The sequence below is a fragment of the Citrobacter europaeus genome, from assembly GCF_037482245.1.
GTDB lineage: Bacteria > Pseudomonadota > Gammaproteobacteria > Enterobacterales > Enterobacteriaceae > Citrobacter > Citrobacter europaeus.
The window spans coordinates 311,137-327,716 of record NZ_CP148084.1 but is presented as its reverse complement, the minus strand read 5'-3'; the positions used below and the strand labels follow the sequence as shown (position 1 = coordinate 327,716).

At 54.4% G+C, this 16,580-nt stretch carries 12 protein-coding genes; 2 read left to right on the top strand and 10 right to left on the bottom strand.

Annotated elements, in window-relative coordinates; all coding sequences use genetic code 11:
* Window positions 1–26: 26 nt before the first annotated feature.
* The 6 genes from glgP to asd all read right to left on the bottom strand — a co-directional run bounded on the left by glgP (window position 27) and on the right by asd (window position 10,775).
* Window positions 27–2,474 carry a glycogen phosphorylase gene (glgP, locus tag WHR59_RS01525; protein ID WP_075145537.1) on the bottom strand — a complete coding sequence of 816 codons (2,448 nt, stop codon included), beginning with the start codon at window positions 2,472–2,474 and terminating at the stop codon, window positions 27–29.
* Between the two features lie 19 nt (window positions 2,475–2,493).
* Window positions 2,494–3,927, bottom strand: coding sequence for a glycogen synthase GlgA (glgA, locus tag WHR59_RS01520; RefSeq protein ID WP_047408145.1), 1,434 nt, complete (start codon window positions 3,925–3,927; stop codon window positions 2,494–2,496).
* Window positions 3,927–5,222, bottom strand: coding sequence for a glucose-1-phosphate adenylyltransferase (glgC, locus tag WHR59_RS01515; protein ID WP_043018592.1), 1,296 nt, complete (start codon window positions 5,220–5,222; stop codon window positions 3,927–3,929). The genes glgA and glgC overlap by 1 nt, the downstream gene beginning before the upstream one ends.
* Before the next feature lie 13 nt (window positions 5,223–5,235).
* Window positions 5,236–7,212 carry a glycogen debranching protein GlgX gene (gene glgX, locus WHR59_RS01510; protein WP_338843541.1) on the bottom strand — a complete coding sequence of 659 codons (1,977 nt, stop codon included), beginning with the start codon at window positions 7,210–7,212 and terminating at the stop codon, window positions 5,236–5,238.
* Window positions 7,212–9,395, bottom strand: coding sequence for a 1,4-alpha-glucan branching enzyme (glgB, locus tag WHR59_RS01505; RefSeq protein WP_043018594.1), 2,184 nt, complete (start codon window positions 9,393–9,395; stop codon window positions 7,212–7,214). Before glgB ends, glgX begins: the two co-directional genes overlap by 1 nt.
* A gap of 273 nt (window positions 9,396–9,668) precedes the next feature.
* On the bottom strand, window positions 9,669–10,775 hold the full coding sequence (asd, locus tag WHR59_RS01500) for an aspartate-semialdehyde dehydrogenase (protein WP_043018595.1): 1,107 nt from the start codon (window positions 10,773–10,775) through the stop codon (window positions 9,669–9,671).
* A gap of 190 nt (window positions 10,776–10,965) precedes the next feature.
* Between asd and yhgN the strand changes: the two genes are divergently transcribed.
* Both yhgN and WHR59_RS01490 read left to right on the top strand, forming a co-directional pair.
* Window positions 10,966–11,559, top strand: coding sequence for an NAAT family transporter YhgN (yhgN, locus tag WHR59_RS01495; protein WP_003023480.1), 594 nt, complete (start codon window positions 10,966–10,968; stop codon window positions 11,557–11,559).
* Window positions 11,560–12,019: 460 nt separating this feature from the next.
* The gene (locus WHR59_RS01490; RefSeq protein WP_047408133.1) at window positions 12,020–12,466 is read left to right on the top strand and encodes a hypothetical protein; all 447 of its coding nucleotides are present in this window, start codon (window positions 12,020–12,022) and stop codon (window positions 12,464–12,466) included.
* A gap of 95 nt (window positions 12,467–12,561) precedes the next feature.
* Here the strand turns inward: WHR59_RS01490 and gntU are convergent, their stop codons facing one another.
* From gntU to yhhW, 4 genes are all read right to left on the bottom strand, one after another.
* A complete protein-coding gene (gntU, locus tag WHR59_RS01485) occupies window positions 12,562–13,902 on the bottom strand; it encodes a gluconate transporter (protein ID WP_047408130.1) in 1,341 nt (446 codons plus the stop codon).
* Window positions 13,902–14,432, bottom strand: coding sequence for a gluconokinase (gene gntK, locus WHR59_RS01480; protein WP_003023475.1), 531 nt, complete (start codon window positions 14,430–14,432; stop codon window positions 13,902–13,904). Before gntK ends, gntU begins: the two co-directional genes overlap by 1 nt.
* A gap of 141 nt (window positions 14,433–14,573) precedes the next feature.
* Window positions 14,574–15,569 carry a gluconate operon transcriptional repressor GntR gene (gene gntR, locus WHR59_RS01475; RefSeq protein ID WP_016157654.1) on the bottom strand — a complete coding sequence of 332 codons (996 nt, stop codon included), beginning with the start codon at window positions 15,567–15,569 and terminating at the stop codon, window positions 14,574–14,576.
* Between the two features lie 223 nt (window positions 15,570–15,792).
* The gene (gene yhhW, locus WHR59_RS01470) at window positions 15,793–16,488 is read right to left on the bottom strand and encodes a quercetin 2,3-dioxygenase (RefSeq protein ID WP_003023472.1); all 696 of its coding nucleotides are present in this window, start codon (window positions 16,486–16,488) and stop codon (window positions 15,793–15,795) included.
* Window positions 16,489–16,580 lie beyond the last annotated feature (92 nt).

Here is a 16,580-nt window from a genome sequence, read left to right as displayed (position 1 = left end):
CGGCCTACAGTTAACCCTATCCCTTGTTACAACCGCACCGAATCAATATGCCAGATGTTTTCGGCGTACTCTTTAATCGTCCTGTCCGACGAGAAGTAGCCCATGTTGGCGATATTAATCATCGACCTGGTGGTCCACTCTTCCGGGTGACGATACAGTTCATCAACCTTATCCTGGCAGTCAACGTAGCTGCGATAATCCGCCAGAACCTGATAGTGGTCGCCAAAGTTGATCAGCGAGTCCACCAGGTCACGATAGCGTCCCGGCTCCTCAGGGCTGAATACACCGCTGCCGATCTGCGTCAGCACCTGGTGTAGCTCTTCATCTTTCTCGTAATACTCACGCGGCTTGTAACCCTGGCTGCGTAAAGCCTCGACCTCTTCCGCCGTATTACCAAAGATAAAGATATTCTCTGCGCCCACGTGCTCCAGCATCTCTACGTTGGCGCCGTCCAGCGTCCCGATGGTCAGCGCGCCGTTGAGGGCAAATTTCATATTACTGGTACCAGAGGCTTCAGTTCCGGCCAGAGAAATCTGCTCAGACAGGTCGGCAGCAGGAATAATCACCTGCGCCAGGCTGACGCTGTAGTTGGGGATAAACACCACTTTCAGCTTGTCGCCAATTTGCGGATCGTTGTTGATCACCTTCGCGACGTCGTTGATCAGGTGAATGATGTGCTTCGCCATATAATAGGCCGAAGCCGCTTTACCGGCGAAGATATTCACACGCGGCACCCACTCGGCGTCAGGATCGGCCTTAATGCGGTTGTAGCGGGTGATTACATGCAGCACGTTCATCAACTGGCGTTTGTATTCGTGAATACGCTTGATCTGCACATCAAACAGCGATTTCGGGTTCACCACCACGTTAAGCTGCTGGGCAATGAGCGTGGCCAGACGCTTTTTATTCTCGAGCTTCGCACGGCGCACCGCCTGATTTACCAGCGGATAATCGCAATGCTGCTCAAGCTCGCTGAGCTGGCTGAGATCGGTTCGCCAGGTGCGGCCAATATTCTCATCCAGCACTTCAGAGAGCGACGGGTTAGCCAGCGCCAGCCAGCGGCGCGGCGTCACGCCGTTGGTGACGTTGCAAAAACGAGTCGGGAAAATCTTCGCAAAATCAGCAAACAGCGACTGCACCATCAGGTTGGAGTGCAGCTCGGAAACACCGTTAACCTTGTGGCTCACTACCACCGCCAGCCATGCCATACGTACGCGGCGACCGTTAGATTCATCGATAATCGACGTCCGCCCCAGCAGGCTGGTATCGTTCGGGTACTGTTCCTGCAAGGTCTTAAGGAAGTAGTCGTTGATCTCGAAAATAATTTGCAGATGGCGCGGCAGAATTTTGCCCAGCATATCGACGGGCCAGGTCTCCAGCGCTTCGCTCATCAAGGTGTGGTTGGTGTACGAGAAGACCTGGCAACAGACCTCAAACGCATCGTCCCAACTGAACTTGTGCTCATCGATCAGCAGGCGCATCAGCTCAGGGATCGACAGCACCGGATGGGTGTCGTTGAGGTGAATGGCGATTTTATCCGCCAGGTTGTCGTAGGTTTTGTGCAGCTGGTAATGACGGCTCAGGATGTCCTGCACCGTGGAGGAGACCAGGAAATACTCCTGGCGCAAACGCAGTTCGCGTCCCGAATAGGTGGAGTCGTCCGGGTACAGTACGCGGGAGACGTTCTCGGAGTGGTTTTTATCTTCCACCGCCGCAAAGTAGTCGCCCTGGTTAAATTTACCGAGATTGATCTCGCTACTGGCCTGGGCATTCCACAGGCGCAGCGTGTTGGTGGCGTCAGTGTCGTAACCAGGGATAATCTGGTCGTAAGCAACCGCGAGGATCTCTTCGGTTTCTATCCAGCGCGTTTTCTTGCCTTCCTGCTGAATACGCCCGCCAAAACGCACTTTGTAGCGCGTGTTGTGGCGTTTGAATTCCCACGGGTTACCGTATTCCAGCCAGTAGTCCGGCGACTCTTTCTGTCGGCCATCAACAATGTTCTGCTTGAACATGCCGTAGTCATAACGAATACCGTAGCCGCGTCCCGGCAGGCCCAGCGTTGCCAGTGAGTCGAGGAAACAGGCCGCCAGGCGCCCGAGACCGCCGTTGCCAAGACCCGGGTCGTTTTCTTCGTCGATCAGATCTTCAAGATCCAACCCCATACCTTCCAGCGCATTTTTGACATCGTCATAAATACCCAACGATAATAGTGCATTGGAAAGCGTGCGGCCAATCAAAAACTCCATGGACAGGTAATAGACCTGGCGAGTTTCCTGTGACAATTGCGCACGGTTAGAACGCAGCCAGCGCTCCACGAGACGATCGCGCACCGCGAACAACGTGGCGTTCAGCCACTCATGTTTATTGGCAATGACCGGGTCCTTACCAATCGTAAACATCAGCTTATAGGCGATAGAATGCTTAAGTGCCTCTACGCTGAGTGTGGGCGATGCATAAGTAAATGGAGCATTCATATAGGTGATTCCTGGATATCTATTTCAAGCGATAGTAAAGCTCACGGTATGACTTCGCCGCGACTTGCCAGCTAAAATCCATGGTCATGGCCTGACGTTGTACAAACCGCCACAGCGAAGGCCGGGACCACAATACGAAAGCACGCCGGATCGCGCGTAGCAGCGACCAGGCATTACTATCTTCAAATACAAACCCACTGGCGATACCGTCCGCCAGGTTTTCCAACGAACTGTCAGAGACCGTATCAGCCAGCCCACCGGTGCGCCGCACCAGCGGCAGCGTACCGTACTTCAGTCCATACAACTGCGTTAAGCCACACGGCTCGAAACGGCTGGGAACCAATATGACATCGGCACCCCCCATAATGCGGTGCGAGAAGGCTTCGTGGTAACCAATCTGCACGCCCACTTGCCCTGGATGTTCCGCCGCCGCGGCGAGGAAACCTTCCTGTAAAACCGGATCGCCCGCGCCAAGCAATGCCAGCTGCCCACCCTGCTCTAATAACCCCGGCAGCGCTTCCAGCACCAGATCCAGCCCTTTCTGACTGGTCAGGCGGCTGACGACTGCAAACAGCGGCACTTTATCGTTAACCTTAAGTCCCATCGCTATCTGTAGCTGACGTTTGTTCTCCGCCTTCTCCTCCAGCGTGTCGCGCGTATATCGCGATGCCAACAGCAGATCGGTTTCCGGGCTCCAGATTTTTTCATCAACGCCGTTCAGCACGCCGGAAAGACGTCCTTCACGATGACGTTGCTGCAACAGACCTTCCATGCCGTAGGCGAATTGCGGCTCGGTAATTTCCCGCGCGTAGGTCGGGCTGACTGCCGTAATGTGGTCGGCGTAGTACAATCCGGCCTTCAGGAACGAAATCTGTCCGTTAAACTCCAGTCCGTGCACATTAAAGAACGACCATGGCAATTGGATGTCATCCATATGCTTTGCATAAAACATGCCTTGATACGCCAGGTTGTGTACGGTAAACACCGATTTCGCCGGATGGCCGCGCGCTGCCAGATACGCCGGGGCCAGTCCGGCATGCCAGTCGTGCGCATGCACCACATCCGGGCGCCAGAATGGGTCAAAGCCGCAGGCCATTTCACAGCCGACCCAACCCAGCAGCGCAAAACGCAGTACGTTATCCGTATAGGCAAACAGGTTAGTGTCGTGATACGGGCTACCGGGACGGTCATAGAGATGCGGCGCGTCAATCAGGTAAATACCCACGCCGTTGAAATGCCCGAAAAGCAGCGTGATACGTCCGGCGAAGGTATCCCGACGCGTCACGACCTGCGCATCGGGAATGCCGCGACGAATATCAGGAAACGCCGGGAGCAACACGCGGGCATCCACGCCGTCCGCTATTTGCGCTGCGGGTAACGCCCCAATAACATCCGCCAGTCCCCCGGTTTTTAACAGGGGGAACATCTCTGAACAAACGTGTAAAACCTGCATTATCGCTCCTGTTTGATCTGCAGTTTGCGCAGCATTTCACGCGTGACCAGCACAATACCTTCCTCTGAACGGTAGAAACGACGTGCATCTTCTTCCGCGTTTTCACCAATTATCATGCCTTCAGGAATAACGCAGGCACGGTCGATAATGCAACGACGTAAGCGGCACGAACGTCCCACCCACACTTCAGGTAACAACACTGCCGAATCAATGTTACAGAATGAATTCACCCGCACTCGCGGGAACAAAACGGACTGCACCACCACCGAACCAGAAATAATACAGCCGCCGGAAACCAGCGAGTTCAGCGTCATACCGTGGCTACCGGAACGGTCCTGCACAAATTTCGCCGGTGGCAGAGACTCCATATGCGTACGGATTGGCCAGTCCTGGTCGTACATATCCAGTTCAGGGGTCACCGAAGCCAGATCGAGGTTCGCTTTCCAGTAGGCTTCCAGCGTTCCCACATCGCGCCAGTACGGCTCGGATTCCGGGTCAGACTGCACGCAGGACAGCGGGAATGGATGTGCATACGCCATGCCAGCTTCAGTGATTTTCGGGATAATGTCTTTGCCGAAATCGTGACTGGAGTTTTCATCGAGGTCATCTTCCGCCAGCAATTCATACAGGTAGTCGGCGTTAAAAATGTAGATCCCCATACTGGCAAGGGATTTGGTCGGATCGCCTGGCATAGCTGGCGGGTTGGCAGGTTTTTCAACGAACTCGATAATTTTATCAGTGTCGTCCACGTCCATCACGCCAAACGCGCTGGCCTCTTCAATAGGCACTGGCATACAGGCCACGGTGCAACGCGCGCCTTTCTCGACGTGGTCGATCAGCATGCGTGAGTAGTCCTGCTTGTAGATATGATCGCCCGCGAGGATCACCACATATTCCGCTTTATAGCGTCGAATGATGTCCAGGTTTTGGGTCACCGCATCCGCCGTGCCGCGATACCAGTTTTCACCCTGCATTCTCTGCTGGGCAGGTAGCAAATCGACAAACTCATTCATCTCTTCGCTAAAGAACGACCAGCCGCGCTGAATGTGCTGCACAAGCGTGTGGGACTGGTACTGGGTGATCACGCCAATGCGACGGATCCCGGAGTTAATACAGTTGGATAAAGCAAAATCGATAATGCGGAACTTTCCACCAAAGTGCACGGCGGGTTTGGCACGTTTGTTGGTTAAATCTTTCAGGCGGGTGCCGCGGCCACCGGCCAGGATCAGGGCAACAGATTTTAATGGCAGCTGGCGCGCCAACATTACACGATCGTTCTTCTCTAAACTCACCATGACTAACTCCTTTTTATCTTCTCTGGAACACACACAGTCCGTGCGCAGGTCCCTGCCAGACAGCCGTAAGCACCGGATTATCCTCTCCGGCAAATGGGGGAATAGCGTGCCATTCCCCTTCAGGTAAAACGATATCTGTCACCTCAAGCGTGGCGTTTATTGCAATCAGGAAACGGTCTGAAAGCAGAATTTGCATCTGCCTCGGGCCGTTTTGCCACTCATCCGCACTTAAGGGTTGTGCGTACTTATTCAGCCAATGCACATTGCCGTCGCCCTCTTCCCACCAGCGATCACCTGTTAATGCAGGTATTTGTCGGCGCAGATGAATCAGCGCGGCGGTAAATGTGGTTAGCCCACTGTTTGCCTGCTGCCAGTCCAGCCAGGTTAAGGCGTTATCCTGGCAGTAAGCGTTATTGTTGCCGTGCTGGCTATGACCATGCTCATCGCCCGCCAACAACATCGGCGTCCCCTGTGAGAGCAACAGCGTGGTTAACAGCGCATGAATGCTGTCGCGCCGCCGCTCAATCAGGTCCAGCGTGCCGCCTAATCCTTCTTTACCATGATTGTCGCTGTAGTTATTGCTAGTGCCGTCGCGATTTTCCTCACCATTCGCTTCATTGTGCTTATTTGTGAAGCAAACACAGTCGCGTAGCGTAAAACCGTCGTGCGCAGTCACCAGATTGACCGTAGCGCTGGGTTTGCGGCCCTGGCGTTTAAACACGTCGCTGGATGCGGCAAAACGGCCGGCAAACTCGCCCAACGAGAGATTACGCTGGAGCCAGAAGCGTCGCGTCGCATCACGGAAATGATCATTCCACTCGGCAAACGGCGGGGGGAAATTCCCCACCTGATACCCGCCTTCACCAATATCCCACGGTTCCGCAATCAGCTTAACGCGTGAGAGCAGCGGACAGTTTTGGATCGCGGTAAACAGCGGCGCATCCTGACGAAACGTAGGTGTACGCCCCATGACGGAAGCCAAATCAAAACGAAAACCATCCACATGACAGGTTTCAACCCAGTAGCGCAGGCATTCGCATGCGTATTCCACAACGCCTGGATGGCTCAGGTTGAGGGTGTTCCCACAACCGGTCCAGTTGTAGTAATCACCATCGTCCCTGATCCAATAATAGCTACGGTTATCAATTCCGCGCAGCGAGAAGACGGGCCCTTCGAGATCAAGCTCGGCGCTGTGGTTCAAAACGATGTCGAGAATGACCTCAATCCCCGCTTTGTGCAGCGCTTTTACCGCATCGCGAAACTCATCAAGCGCACTCTCCGGTGAGCAGGCATAAGCCGGATGCAACGCGAACATCGCCACCGGGTTGTAGCCCCAGTAGTTCGACAGGCCCAGCCGCTGAAGCCGCGGTTCGCTGGCAAAATGCGCCACCGGAAGCAGCTCCAGGGCGGTAATGCCGAGGCGCTTGAAATAGTCGATCATCACCGGATGTCCCAGCGCCTTGTAGGTTCCGCGAATCTCTTCCGGCAGGTCAGGATGCAAATACGTCAGCCCTTTAACATGCGCTTCGTAAATCACGGTACTGCCCCACGGCGTGCGCGGCGGGGCGTCATCCTCCCAGTCATAACGGTCGGACACCACAACGCCCTTCAGCGCAATGGCGGCGTTATCATGATTATCCGGTTCATTTAACCCGCCGTGCAGCAGCGGGTTATCTTTTAACTCGCCATCCACCCGACGCGCGCAAGGGTCAAGCAGCAGCTTCGCCGGATTAAACCGGTGGCCCTGCTGCGGTTGCCATGGACCATGTACACGATAACCATAGCGCAGACCTGGACGGGCGTTGGCCAGATAGCCGTGCCAGACATCGCCGCTACGCCCCGGCAGGTCATAGCGGAGTTCGCAGCCTTGCTCATCGAATACGCATAATTCAACGCGTTCAGCGTGGGCCGAGAAGAGTGTGAAATTGACGCCATGGCCGTCATACGTTGCACCATGGGGGGTGGCGTTGCCGGTTGCCAGTTGCGTCATTACCCCTCCCGAACCAGCCAGACCGTTGCCAGCGGCGGCAACGTGAGGCTCAGTGAGTGCTGACGACCATGACTGGCGATTTCATCGCTGTGCACCGCGCCGCCGTTGCCGGTATTACTGCCGTGGTAATGCGTCGAGTCGGTATTGAGGATCTCGCGCCATTTGCCCGGCTGGTTGATACCGAAGCGATAGCCGTGGCGAGGCACTGGCGTAAAGTTGCTGATAACGATGATTTCATTACCAACTTTGTCACGACGAACGAAAGCCAGCACCGAACGTTCTTTGTCATCCACCACCAGCCATTCAAAGCCATAGGCATCAAAGTCGAGCTCGTGCAGCGCTTTGTGGTGGCGATAGGTAAGGTTCAGATCGCGTACCAGACGCTGTACACCGTGGTGCCAGTTATCACCGCCCTCCAGCAGATGCCAGTCGAGGCTGGCGTCATGGTTCCACTCACGCCCCTGAGCGAACTCATTACCCATAAACAGCAGTTTCTTGCCCGGGAAGGCCCACATCCAGCCGTAATAGGCGCGCAGGTTGGCGAACTTCTGCCATGCGTCTCCCGGCATGCGGTCGAGAATGGATTTTTTACCGTGCACCACTTCATCGTGCGACAGCGGCAGGACGAAGTTTTCGGTGTAGTTGTACAGCATGCCGAAGGTCAGCTTGTCGTGATGGTACTGACGATGAATCGGATCCAGCTTCATGTAGTCCAGCGTGTCGTGCATCCAGCCGAGGTTCCACTTATACCAGAACCCTAAACCGCCCATGTCCTGCGGCCTTGAGACGCCGGCAAAGTCGGTAGACTCTTCCGCCATGCTCACCGCACCTGGCACCTGCTCGCCAAGAATTCGGTTGGTATTGCGTAAAAACTCAATGGCTTCGAGGTTTTCACGACCGCCAAATTCGTTCGGGACCCATTCCCCTTCTTTACGGCTGTAGTCGCGATAAATCATCGACGCCACGGCATCCACGCGTAGCGCATCGATACCAAAGCGTTCAATCCAGTACAGGGCGTTGCCCACCAGGTAGTTGCTGACTTCACGGCGACCGTAGTTGTAGATCAGCGTGTTCCAGTCCTGGTGATACCCTTCTCGCGGGTCGCTGTGCTCATACAGGTTGGTGCCATCAAACTCTGCCAGACCAAAGTCGTCCGACGGGAAATGGCCCGGCACCCAGTCGAGAATGACGTTCAGTCCGGCCTGATGCGCGGCATTCACAAAATAGCGGAAATCATCACGCGTCCCAAAGCGACGGGTCGGCGCATACATGCCGGTAGGCTGGTAGCCCCAGCTACCGTCGAACGGATGCTCGTTAATCGGCAACAGTTCGAGATGAGTAAAGCCCATCCACTTGGCGTAAGGCACCAGTTGATCCGCCAGCTCACGGTAGCTTAGCCAGAAGTTGTTATCGGTATGACGACGCCATGAACCCAGGTGCACTTCATAGATAGAGATCGGCGCATCAAACTGGTTGGCTTTTTTGCGCTCCTCGCTTTGCACCACTTTTTCCGGCAGGCCGCAGATAAGCGACGCGGTTTCCGGGCGCATTTGCGCTTCGAAGGCGTAAGGATCCGCTTTGATTCGCAGCTTACCGTTCGCATCGATCATCTCGTATTTATACAGCTGACCCTGTTGCGCACCGGGGATAAACAACTCCCAGATACCGCTTTCTTTGCGCAGGCGCATCGGGTGGCGACGGCCATCCCAGTAGTTGAACTGCCCAACCACTGACACACGTTGAGCGTTAGGCGCCCAGACGGAGAAGCGCGTACCTGTTACGCCATCCATGGTATCCGCATGCGCGCCCAGCGTTTCGTAAGGTCGCAGGTGCGTACCTTCAGATAACAGCCAGGCATCCATATCCTGGATCAGCGGGCCAAAACGATAAGGGTCATCAATCAGATTCTGTTGTCCATGCCAGACAACGGCCAACTGATAGCGAAAGAAATTTTTACGGCGGGGAAGTACAGCACAGAAAAAACCGCGAGAGTCGAGGCAATCCAGCTTGCCGACTTTACGTCCGGTTTTGGGTTCGATCACCCACACTTCGGTGGCGTCAGGTAATAGGGCGCGGACTTCAAGTCCAGCATCAGTTTGGTGCATACCGAGTACGGAAAAAGGATCCGCAAAATGGCCTGCAATTAGCGCATTAATCACGTCTCTATCGATACGAACGGACATGGTTGTCATCCTGTTTTATGGTGTCACCCCTTCCAACTGATTTTCGACATCAGGTAGTGACACTTTTTTTGACCTGAACGGCGCAGCACAATTGTGCATCCTCTCTGCGTCGTCCCACCTTCAGGCAACAACTTAATACCTCCGGTACTAAGTCACCCTTAAAGAATAGCCAATGCTTTATCTTACTCCTGGTAAAAAATGAAACATCTGCGCTTACTCCTGTATTACGCAAAAAAAGGGGTGATTCCTCACCCCTTGATCGTTAACAAACTATTACGCCAATTGGCGCAGCATACGGCGCAATGGCTCCGCAGCCCCCCACAGCAACTGGTCGCCTACGGTAAAGGCTGACAGGAACTCCGGTCCCATATTCAGCTTACGCAGACGGCCTACTGGCGTGGTCAGCGTGCCGGTAACGGCCGCCGGGGTTAACTCACGCATAGTGATATCCCGATCGTTTGGCACGACTTTGGCCCACGGATTGTGCGCCGCCAGCAGTTCTTCCACGGTCGGAATAGACACATCTTTTTTCAGTTTAATGGTGAACGCCTGGCTGTGGCAGCGCAGCGCGCCGACGCGCACGCACAGACCATCGACCGGGATCACAGAAGACGTATCAAGAATTTTGTTGGTTTCGGCCTGTCCCTTCCACTCTTCACGGCTCTGACCGTTATCAAGCTGTTTGTCGATCCACGGAATCAGGCTACCGGCCAGCGGTACGCCAAAGTTATCAACCGGCAGTTCACCGCTGCGGGACAGGGCCGTCACTTTGCGTTCGATATCGAGAATAGCAGAGGAAGGGGTCGCCAGTTCATCGGCCACATGGCCATACAGATGACCCATCTGGGACAACAGTTCGCGCATATGACGCGCGCCGCCGCCGGAAGCCGCCTGATAGGTCGCCACGGAAACCCAGTCAACCAGGTCATTGGCAAACAGGCCACCAAGGGACATCAGCATCAGGCTAACGGTACAGTTTCCGCCGACAAAGGTCTTAATTCCTTTATTCAGGCCGTCAGTAATGACATCCTGGTTAACCGGATCGAGAATGATGATGGCATCGTCTTTCATACGCAGCGAAGAGGCCGCGTCAATCCAGTAACCCTGCCAACCGCTTTCACGAAGCTTTGGATAGATTTCGTTGGTATAATCGCCGCCCTGACAGGTCACGATGATATCGAGCGCCTTCAGCGCGTCCAGATCAAAAGCGTCCTGAAGCGTGCCGGTCGCGGTTCCACCGAATGTCGGTGCCGCCTGCCCGAGCTGGGAAGTAGAAAAGAAAACAGGGCGAATGGCGTCGAAGTCACGCTCCTCAACCATGCGTTGCATGAGTACAGAGCCGACCATACCGCGCCAGCCGATAAAACCAACATTTTTCATAGCGTTTTTTCCTGCAGAGATGTGTGCTGTGTATGCTAACCAGTATCCTACTGGCCTATCCTTCACCATACAAAAAGCAGCCAAAGTCGCAAGTGAAATTAATCAATGATAGCGAAGCCATCAGTAATGCGACTTATCCCGCTGCGCAAGCAAGCAGAAAGTCCGCGGTAATTATCAGGGAATTTGAGTTATGAATGAAATCATTTCAGCGGCAGTTTTATTGATCCTGATTATGGATCCGCTCGGAAATCTGCCCATTTTCATGTCCGTATTGAAACATACCGAACCAAAACGCCGTCGCGCGATTATGATTCGCGAGCTGTTCATTGCGCTGTTGGTGATGCTGATATTCCTGTTTGCGGGCGAGAAAATTCTGGCATTTCTGAACCTGCGCGCGGAGACCGTGTCGATCTCCGGGGGCATTATTTTATTCCTGATCGCCATCAAGATGATTTTCCCCAGCGCCACCGGGAATAGCACCGGACTTCCGGCAGGCGAAGAGCCGTTTATCGTGCCGCTGGCGATTCCGCTGGTCGCCGGTCCGACAATCCTGGCGTCATTAATGCTGTTGTCACATCAGTATCCGAACCAGATGGGGCATCTGGTGATTGCGCTGCTGATCGCCTGGGGCGGGACGTTCGTGATTTTGCTGCAGTCTTCGCTGTTTTTACGCCTGCTGGGGGAGAAAGGGGTTAACGCGCTGGAGCGCCTGATGGGATTGATTCTGGTGATGATGGCAACCCAGATGTTCCTCGATGGCGTACGGATGTGGATGAAGGGGTAACGCACTCACTTTACGCCGGGTGGCGGCTTCGCCTTACCCGGCCTACGGTGTTGATATGTTGCTCGTTTGTAGGCCCGGTAAGCGCTAGCGCCACCGGGCAATCAGCGCCGTGAATGTGTTTATGAGAAACACCTCAATCATTTAAGTCTCTGAAAAAGCGTATTTTCATTTCTGCGAAGCGCCTTCCGGAATGCCCTCTTGTCAGCATCACGGATAAGCATTATCTTCTCGCTGCACCTGCAAAATCAGGTGCCAGAATTAGCCTTCTGAACTCCTTCATCGGTGACGCAAGTATTTTTGTGTCGCACGCTTAGGTACACTCCAATGGTGGACCGGGCGGGGGCGTCGCAAGACGCGCCGGTATCCGATGAGGCCGGTAAGGCTAACCCTGTTCGGCTCCACCTCCAGTGAGATTAGCCTCTCCAGTGGTGGATGAAAATCACTCATCGGAGGCTGCCCTATGGCAACGACCCCTCTCTTTTCACACTCTTTATTTACCCTACCCTTTAGCCATGCCACGGACTTCACCGAGTTGGCGGATAACTGTGAGCGTTTTGTCGAAGGGCTTGTTGAATGTCATGACCCTGTTGAAAAACTGGCGATTTGTGCGCGCCTGTCGGCCTGTCTGGCACTACTGCAACCAACCTTAACGGAGCCTGTACCGCAGCATCTACAGGCCAGCCTGACGGTAGAAACCTTACCGACCCGCTCTCCCCTCTTTGAACCCGAACCAGATCAGATGGGGCGTTACTGCCAGCTTTTGACGCATTTACTGATGAGTAAAACGCTGTCTGACGAGATGGAACGCGTGGCGGGTGATTTACTGCAGGATTTAGTGGGCTATTTCGCCGATACGCTAAAAGCGCCGCGTTGGTTGAAAACCGAGGATGGTGTGATGGTGCTGTAAAAAAGCCGGGTGGCGGCTTCGCCTGACCCGGCCTACGGTGTGGATATGTGCTCGTTTCCAGGCCCGGTAAGCGCTAGCGCCACCGGGCAATACCATCAGCTTAACAGCTGGAAAGCAATCATACCGACAATCGCACCGACCGTGCCGAGGATGGTTTCCATCATCGTCCAGGTCTTCAGGGTTTGCGCTTCGGTCGCGCCGGTAAATTTACCGAACAGCCAGAAACCCGCGTCGTTAACGTGACTGACGACGATAGAGCCACCCGCGATACAGATAGACAGCGCTGCCATCTGGGCCCCGGAGTAGTTCAGTTGCTCAATCACCGGCATCACCAGACCGACCGCCGTTAAGCAGGCCACGGTCGCGGAACCCTGAATGATACGCACCGCCGCCGCCAGCACGAAGCAGGTGATGGCAATCGGCAAGCCCATACCGGTTAACGCTTCGCCCAGCGCCGGACCCACGCCGGAATCCACCAGTACCTGTTTGAACACACCGCCCGCACCAATCACCAGCAGAATAATTCCCGCTGGCTGCAGCGCATGCCCGCAGATCTCCATCACGCGGTCTTTTGGCATGCCCTGGCGAATCGCCAGACCGTAAATCGCCACCAGACACGCCACCAGAATCGCGGTAAACGGGTGACCGATAAACTCGAACCATTCGTAGGTTGAAGAACCGACCGGCACAAAGCGTGCGGCGATAGTTTTCAGGCCAACCAGCACCAGCGGCAGCAGGATAAGCGATAAACTGAAGCCAAAGGATGGCATTTTGCCTTCACCCAAATGCGGCTCGGTAATGTCTTCCGGTACGTGCAGCTCAACATAACGGCTGATGAAATTACCCCACAGCGGCCCGGCGATAATCATGCCCGGAATCGCGGCGCACAGACCAATCAGGATCATCCAGCCAAAGTCGGCGTGCATCTGAGAGGCCAGCAGCATTGGCGCAGGCCCCGGCAGCAGGAACGCTGCGGCAGCCGCCACGCCCGCAAACAGCGGAATGACCAGCTTTACAAGGTTAGTACCGGTGTGGCGCGCCATTGAGAACGCCACGCTAATCAGCAGCACAATTGCCACCTCAAAGAACAGCGGCAGCGCGCAAATCAGACCGGCCAGGCCAATCGCGTAATGCGCGCGGCTGTGACCGAAAGATTTCAGCATTTTGACGGCAATCTGATCGACCGCGCCCGTCTCATGCAAAATCTTGCCGAACATCGCCCCCAGCGCCACAACAATCGCCAGAAAACCGAGCGTGCCTCCCATCCCTTTTTCCATGGTCGCAGCGATTTTATCGAGCGGCATACCGGAAAAGAGACCTGCACCAATGGATACCACCATCAAAGCAACGAAAGCGTGCATACGCGCCTTCATCACTAAAAACAGCAGTAATAAAACGGACCCTACTGCTGTTAAAACAAGCGTTAATGTACTCACTACTTACTGCCCTGGTTAATAACCTCAATGGTGCTGGCGACCACACCGTCCAGTGGTTGATCGATATCGACCACCAGTACATCGTTTTCATTCGCACCCGGTTCTTCCAGCGCTTCAAACTGGGTCACCAGCATCTGCGTTTTGAAGAAGTGGCCTTTACGCGCCTTCAGGCGGCTTTCGATAACGTCAAAATCCCCTTTCAGATAGATGAAAGAGAGGTTTGGATTACCGTCGCGCAGCTGGTCGCGGTAGACTTTTTTCAGGGCGGAACAGACGATCAGCGAAACTTTATTGGTCCGCTGCATCGCGAAGGCGGCGTCATTCAGCGCCTGTAACCACGGTTTACGGTCGTCATCGTTAAGTGGCTCACCGGAAGCCATTTTCATGATGTTGCTGCGCGGATGGAGAAAATCGCCATCAAGAAACGCGGCCTGCAGTTGATGCGCCACTTCGCTGGCGACAGCAGATTTACCGCTGCCCGATACGCCCATCAGAACGTAAACGTGGTGATCATGATTAGTCGTGCTCAAAGCGTTGCCCCCACTGGTACAAGAATCAGGAAATTGTTACGGGTAACTGTTATCGGTAACATTGTCCAGCCGGATAAATAGAGAAGCAATATCCATTCGTGCTCGAAGTGTATAAGTGTGAGCTACTTCAAAGTTGTTGGCTTAAATAGATCCGCCCGGTGACAAGGTGAAACCTAAATCTAACATTTTAGGTGTGACTGCTTCACCACGAATGCGCGCCAGCAGGCGCTCTGCGCCAATGCTGCCCATTCGCTCACGCGGCGTGAGCACGCTCGCCAGACGCGGCTCCATCACCTGTCCGATGTCGTGACCGTGGAATCCGGCAATCGCCATATCATCAGGGATTTTCAGCCCTAAACGCTGACATTCGAAAGCCGCCCCTACCGCCAGGTCATCGTTGGTACAGAAGACGCCATCAAGCTGCGGGTATTCACGTCGCGCCTGACGAATGAGTTCAATACCGGATGAGTAGGAAGAAGACTGCTCCACCATCACGCTATACGGCACCAGGTCAGCATCGCGCATTGCCTGCTCGTAGCCTCTCTGTTTGATGATAGTACGTTCATCAAGACGTGCGCCAAGATAGGCAACATGACGGTGCCCACGGGCGATAATAGCGGCGGTCATCTGGCGCGCGGCCTCGAAGTTGTCGAAGCCGACGGCAATATCCAGACACGGTGACTGGCTGTCCATCAGTTCAACCACCGGGATACCCGCAACCTCAATCATTTTCAGCGTACGGGGCGTATGGCTACGTTCGGTGAGGATTAGGCCATCAATATTCCACGACAGCATCGACTCCAGGCGCTCTTGTTCCATCTCAGGCTTATAGCCGTAGTGCGCGAGCATAGTTTGATAACCATGGGCGTCGGTGACGGCCTCAATGCCGCGTAGCACTTCAGCAAAAACCTGGTTAGTAAGAGAGGGTAACAGCACGCCGATCGCGCGGCTGGTGGCGTTAGAAAGGATATCAGGAGCGCGATTGGGAATATAACCCAGCTCATCAAGTGCAGCGGCAATTTTGCCCCGCAGCGCCACGGAGACCTGCTCCGGGTTACGCAAAAAGCGACTGACCGTCATTTTGGTCACGCCCACGCGGTCGGCTACATCCTGAAGTACGGGTCTTTTCTTTTTCATCGTCCTGAAGCGTTAAAAAGGGATAGATTCCCCCAGTTTACCACGGACGTGCGTGAACCTTCGCAGAGAAAAAAAGGAGTTTTTTATTGTGAGAAATACACAAAATCATTCGAGTTGCATCAAGGCGGCGACGCAGTAAATCCCCGGGAGCGTACATTAAGTACGCGACCGGGGTGAGCGAGGAAAGCCAACACAGATGCAGCTTGAAGGATGCCGTGTATTTTTAGACTGGCGGCAGGTCAAACAGTAACACTTCACTATCGCTGTCGGCATGAATCGAAATTGCCTGTTCATCCCAGATGGCCAGACCGTCGCTGGTGGTCGCTTTGGTGCCATTAATGGTGACATTGCCTTTTACCACCTGGATCCAGACGCGGCGTTCAGCGGCAATTTGATGCACCGACTGCTCATCTTTGACCAGCGCCCAACGGTACAACTCCATATCCTGGTAAACTTTCAGCGAACCATCACGGGCATCCGGCGACAGCACCAGTTGTTTACCCTGGGCGGCATCGAAACGGCGCTGTTCATAGCGCGGCGTAATACCGTTTTCCTGCGGCATGATCCAGATCTGATACAGATGCAGTTTCTCAGTATTGCTCGGGTTATACTCCGAGTGACGGATCCCCGTCCCGGCGCTCATAATCTGAAACTCACCGGCAGGAACCTGCTCTTTGTTGCCCATGCTGTCCTGATGCTCCACTGCACCTTCCAGCACATAGGTCAGGATTTCCATGTCTTTATGGGGGTGAGTGCCAAAGCCCTGGCCTGCGTCGATTACATCATCGTTAATCACGCGCAGTGCCGAGAACCCCATAAAGTTCGGGTCATAGTAGTTGGCAAAAGAGAAGGTATGCCAGGAATCGAGCCAGCCATGATTAGCGTGGCCACGGTCATTAGCTTTGCGTAAATAGATCATTGTGTTCACCCCCAGATGTTTTCGATGGAGTAAGTGTGGACTCAATCCGTGTGGGATCATAGAGGGTGAAAATTGACTCCTCTGTTCAAAAA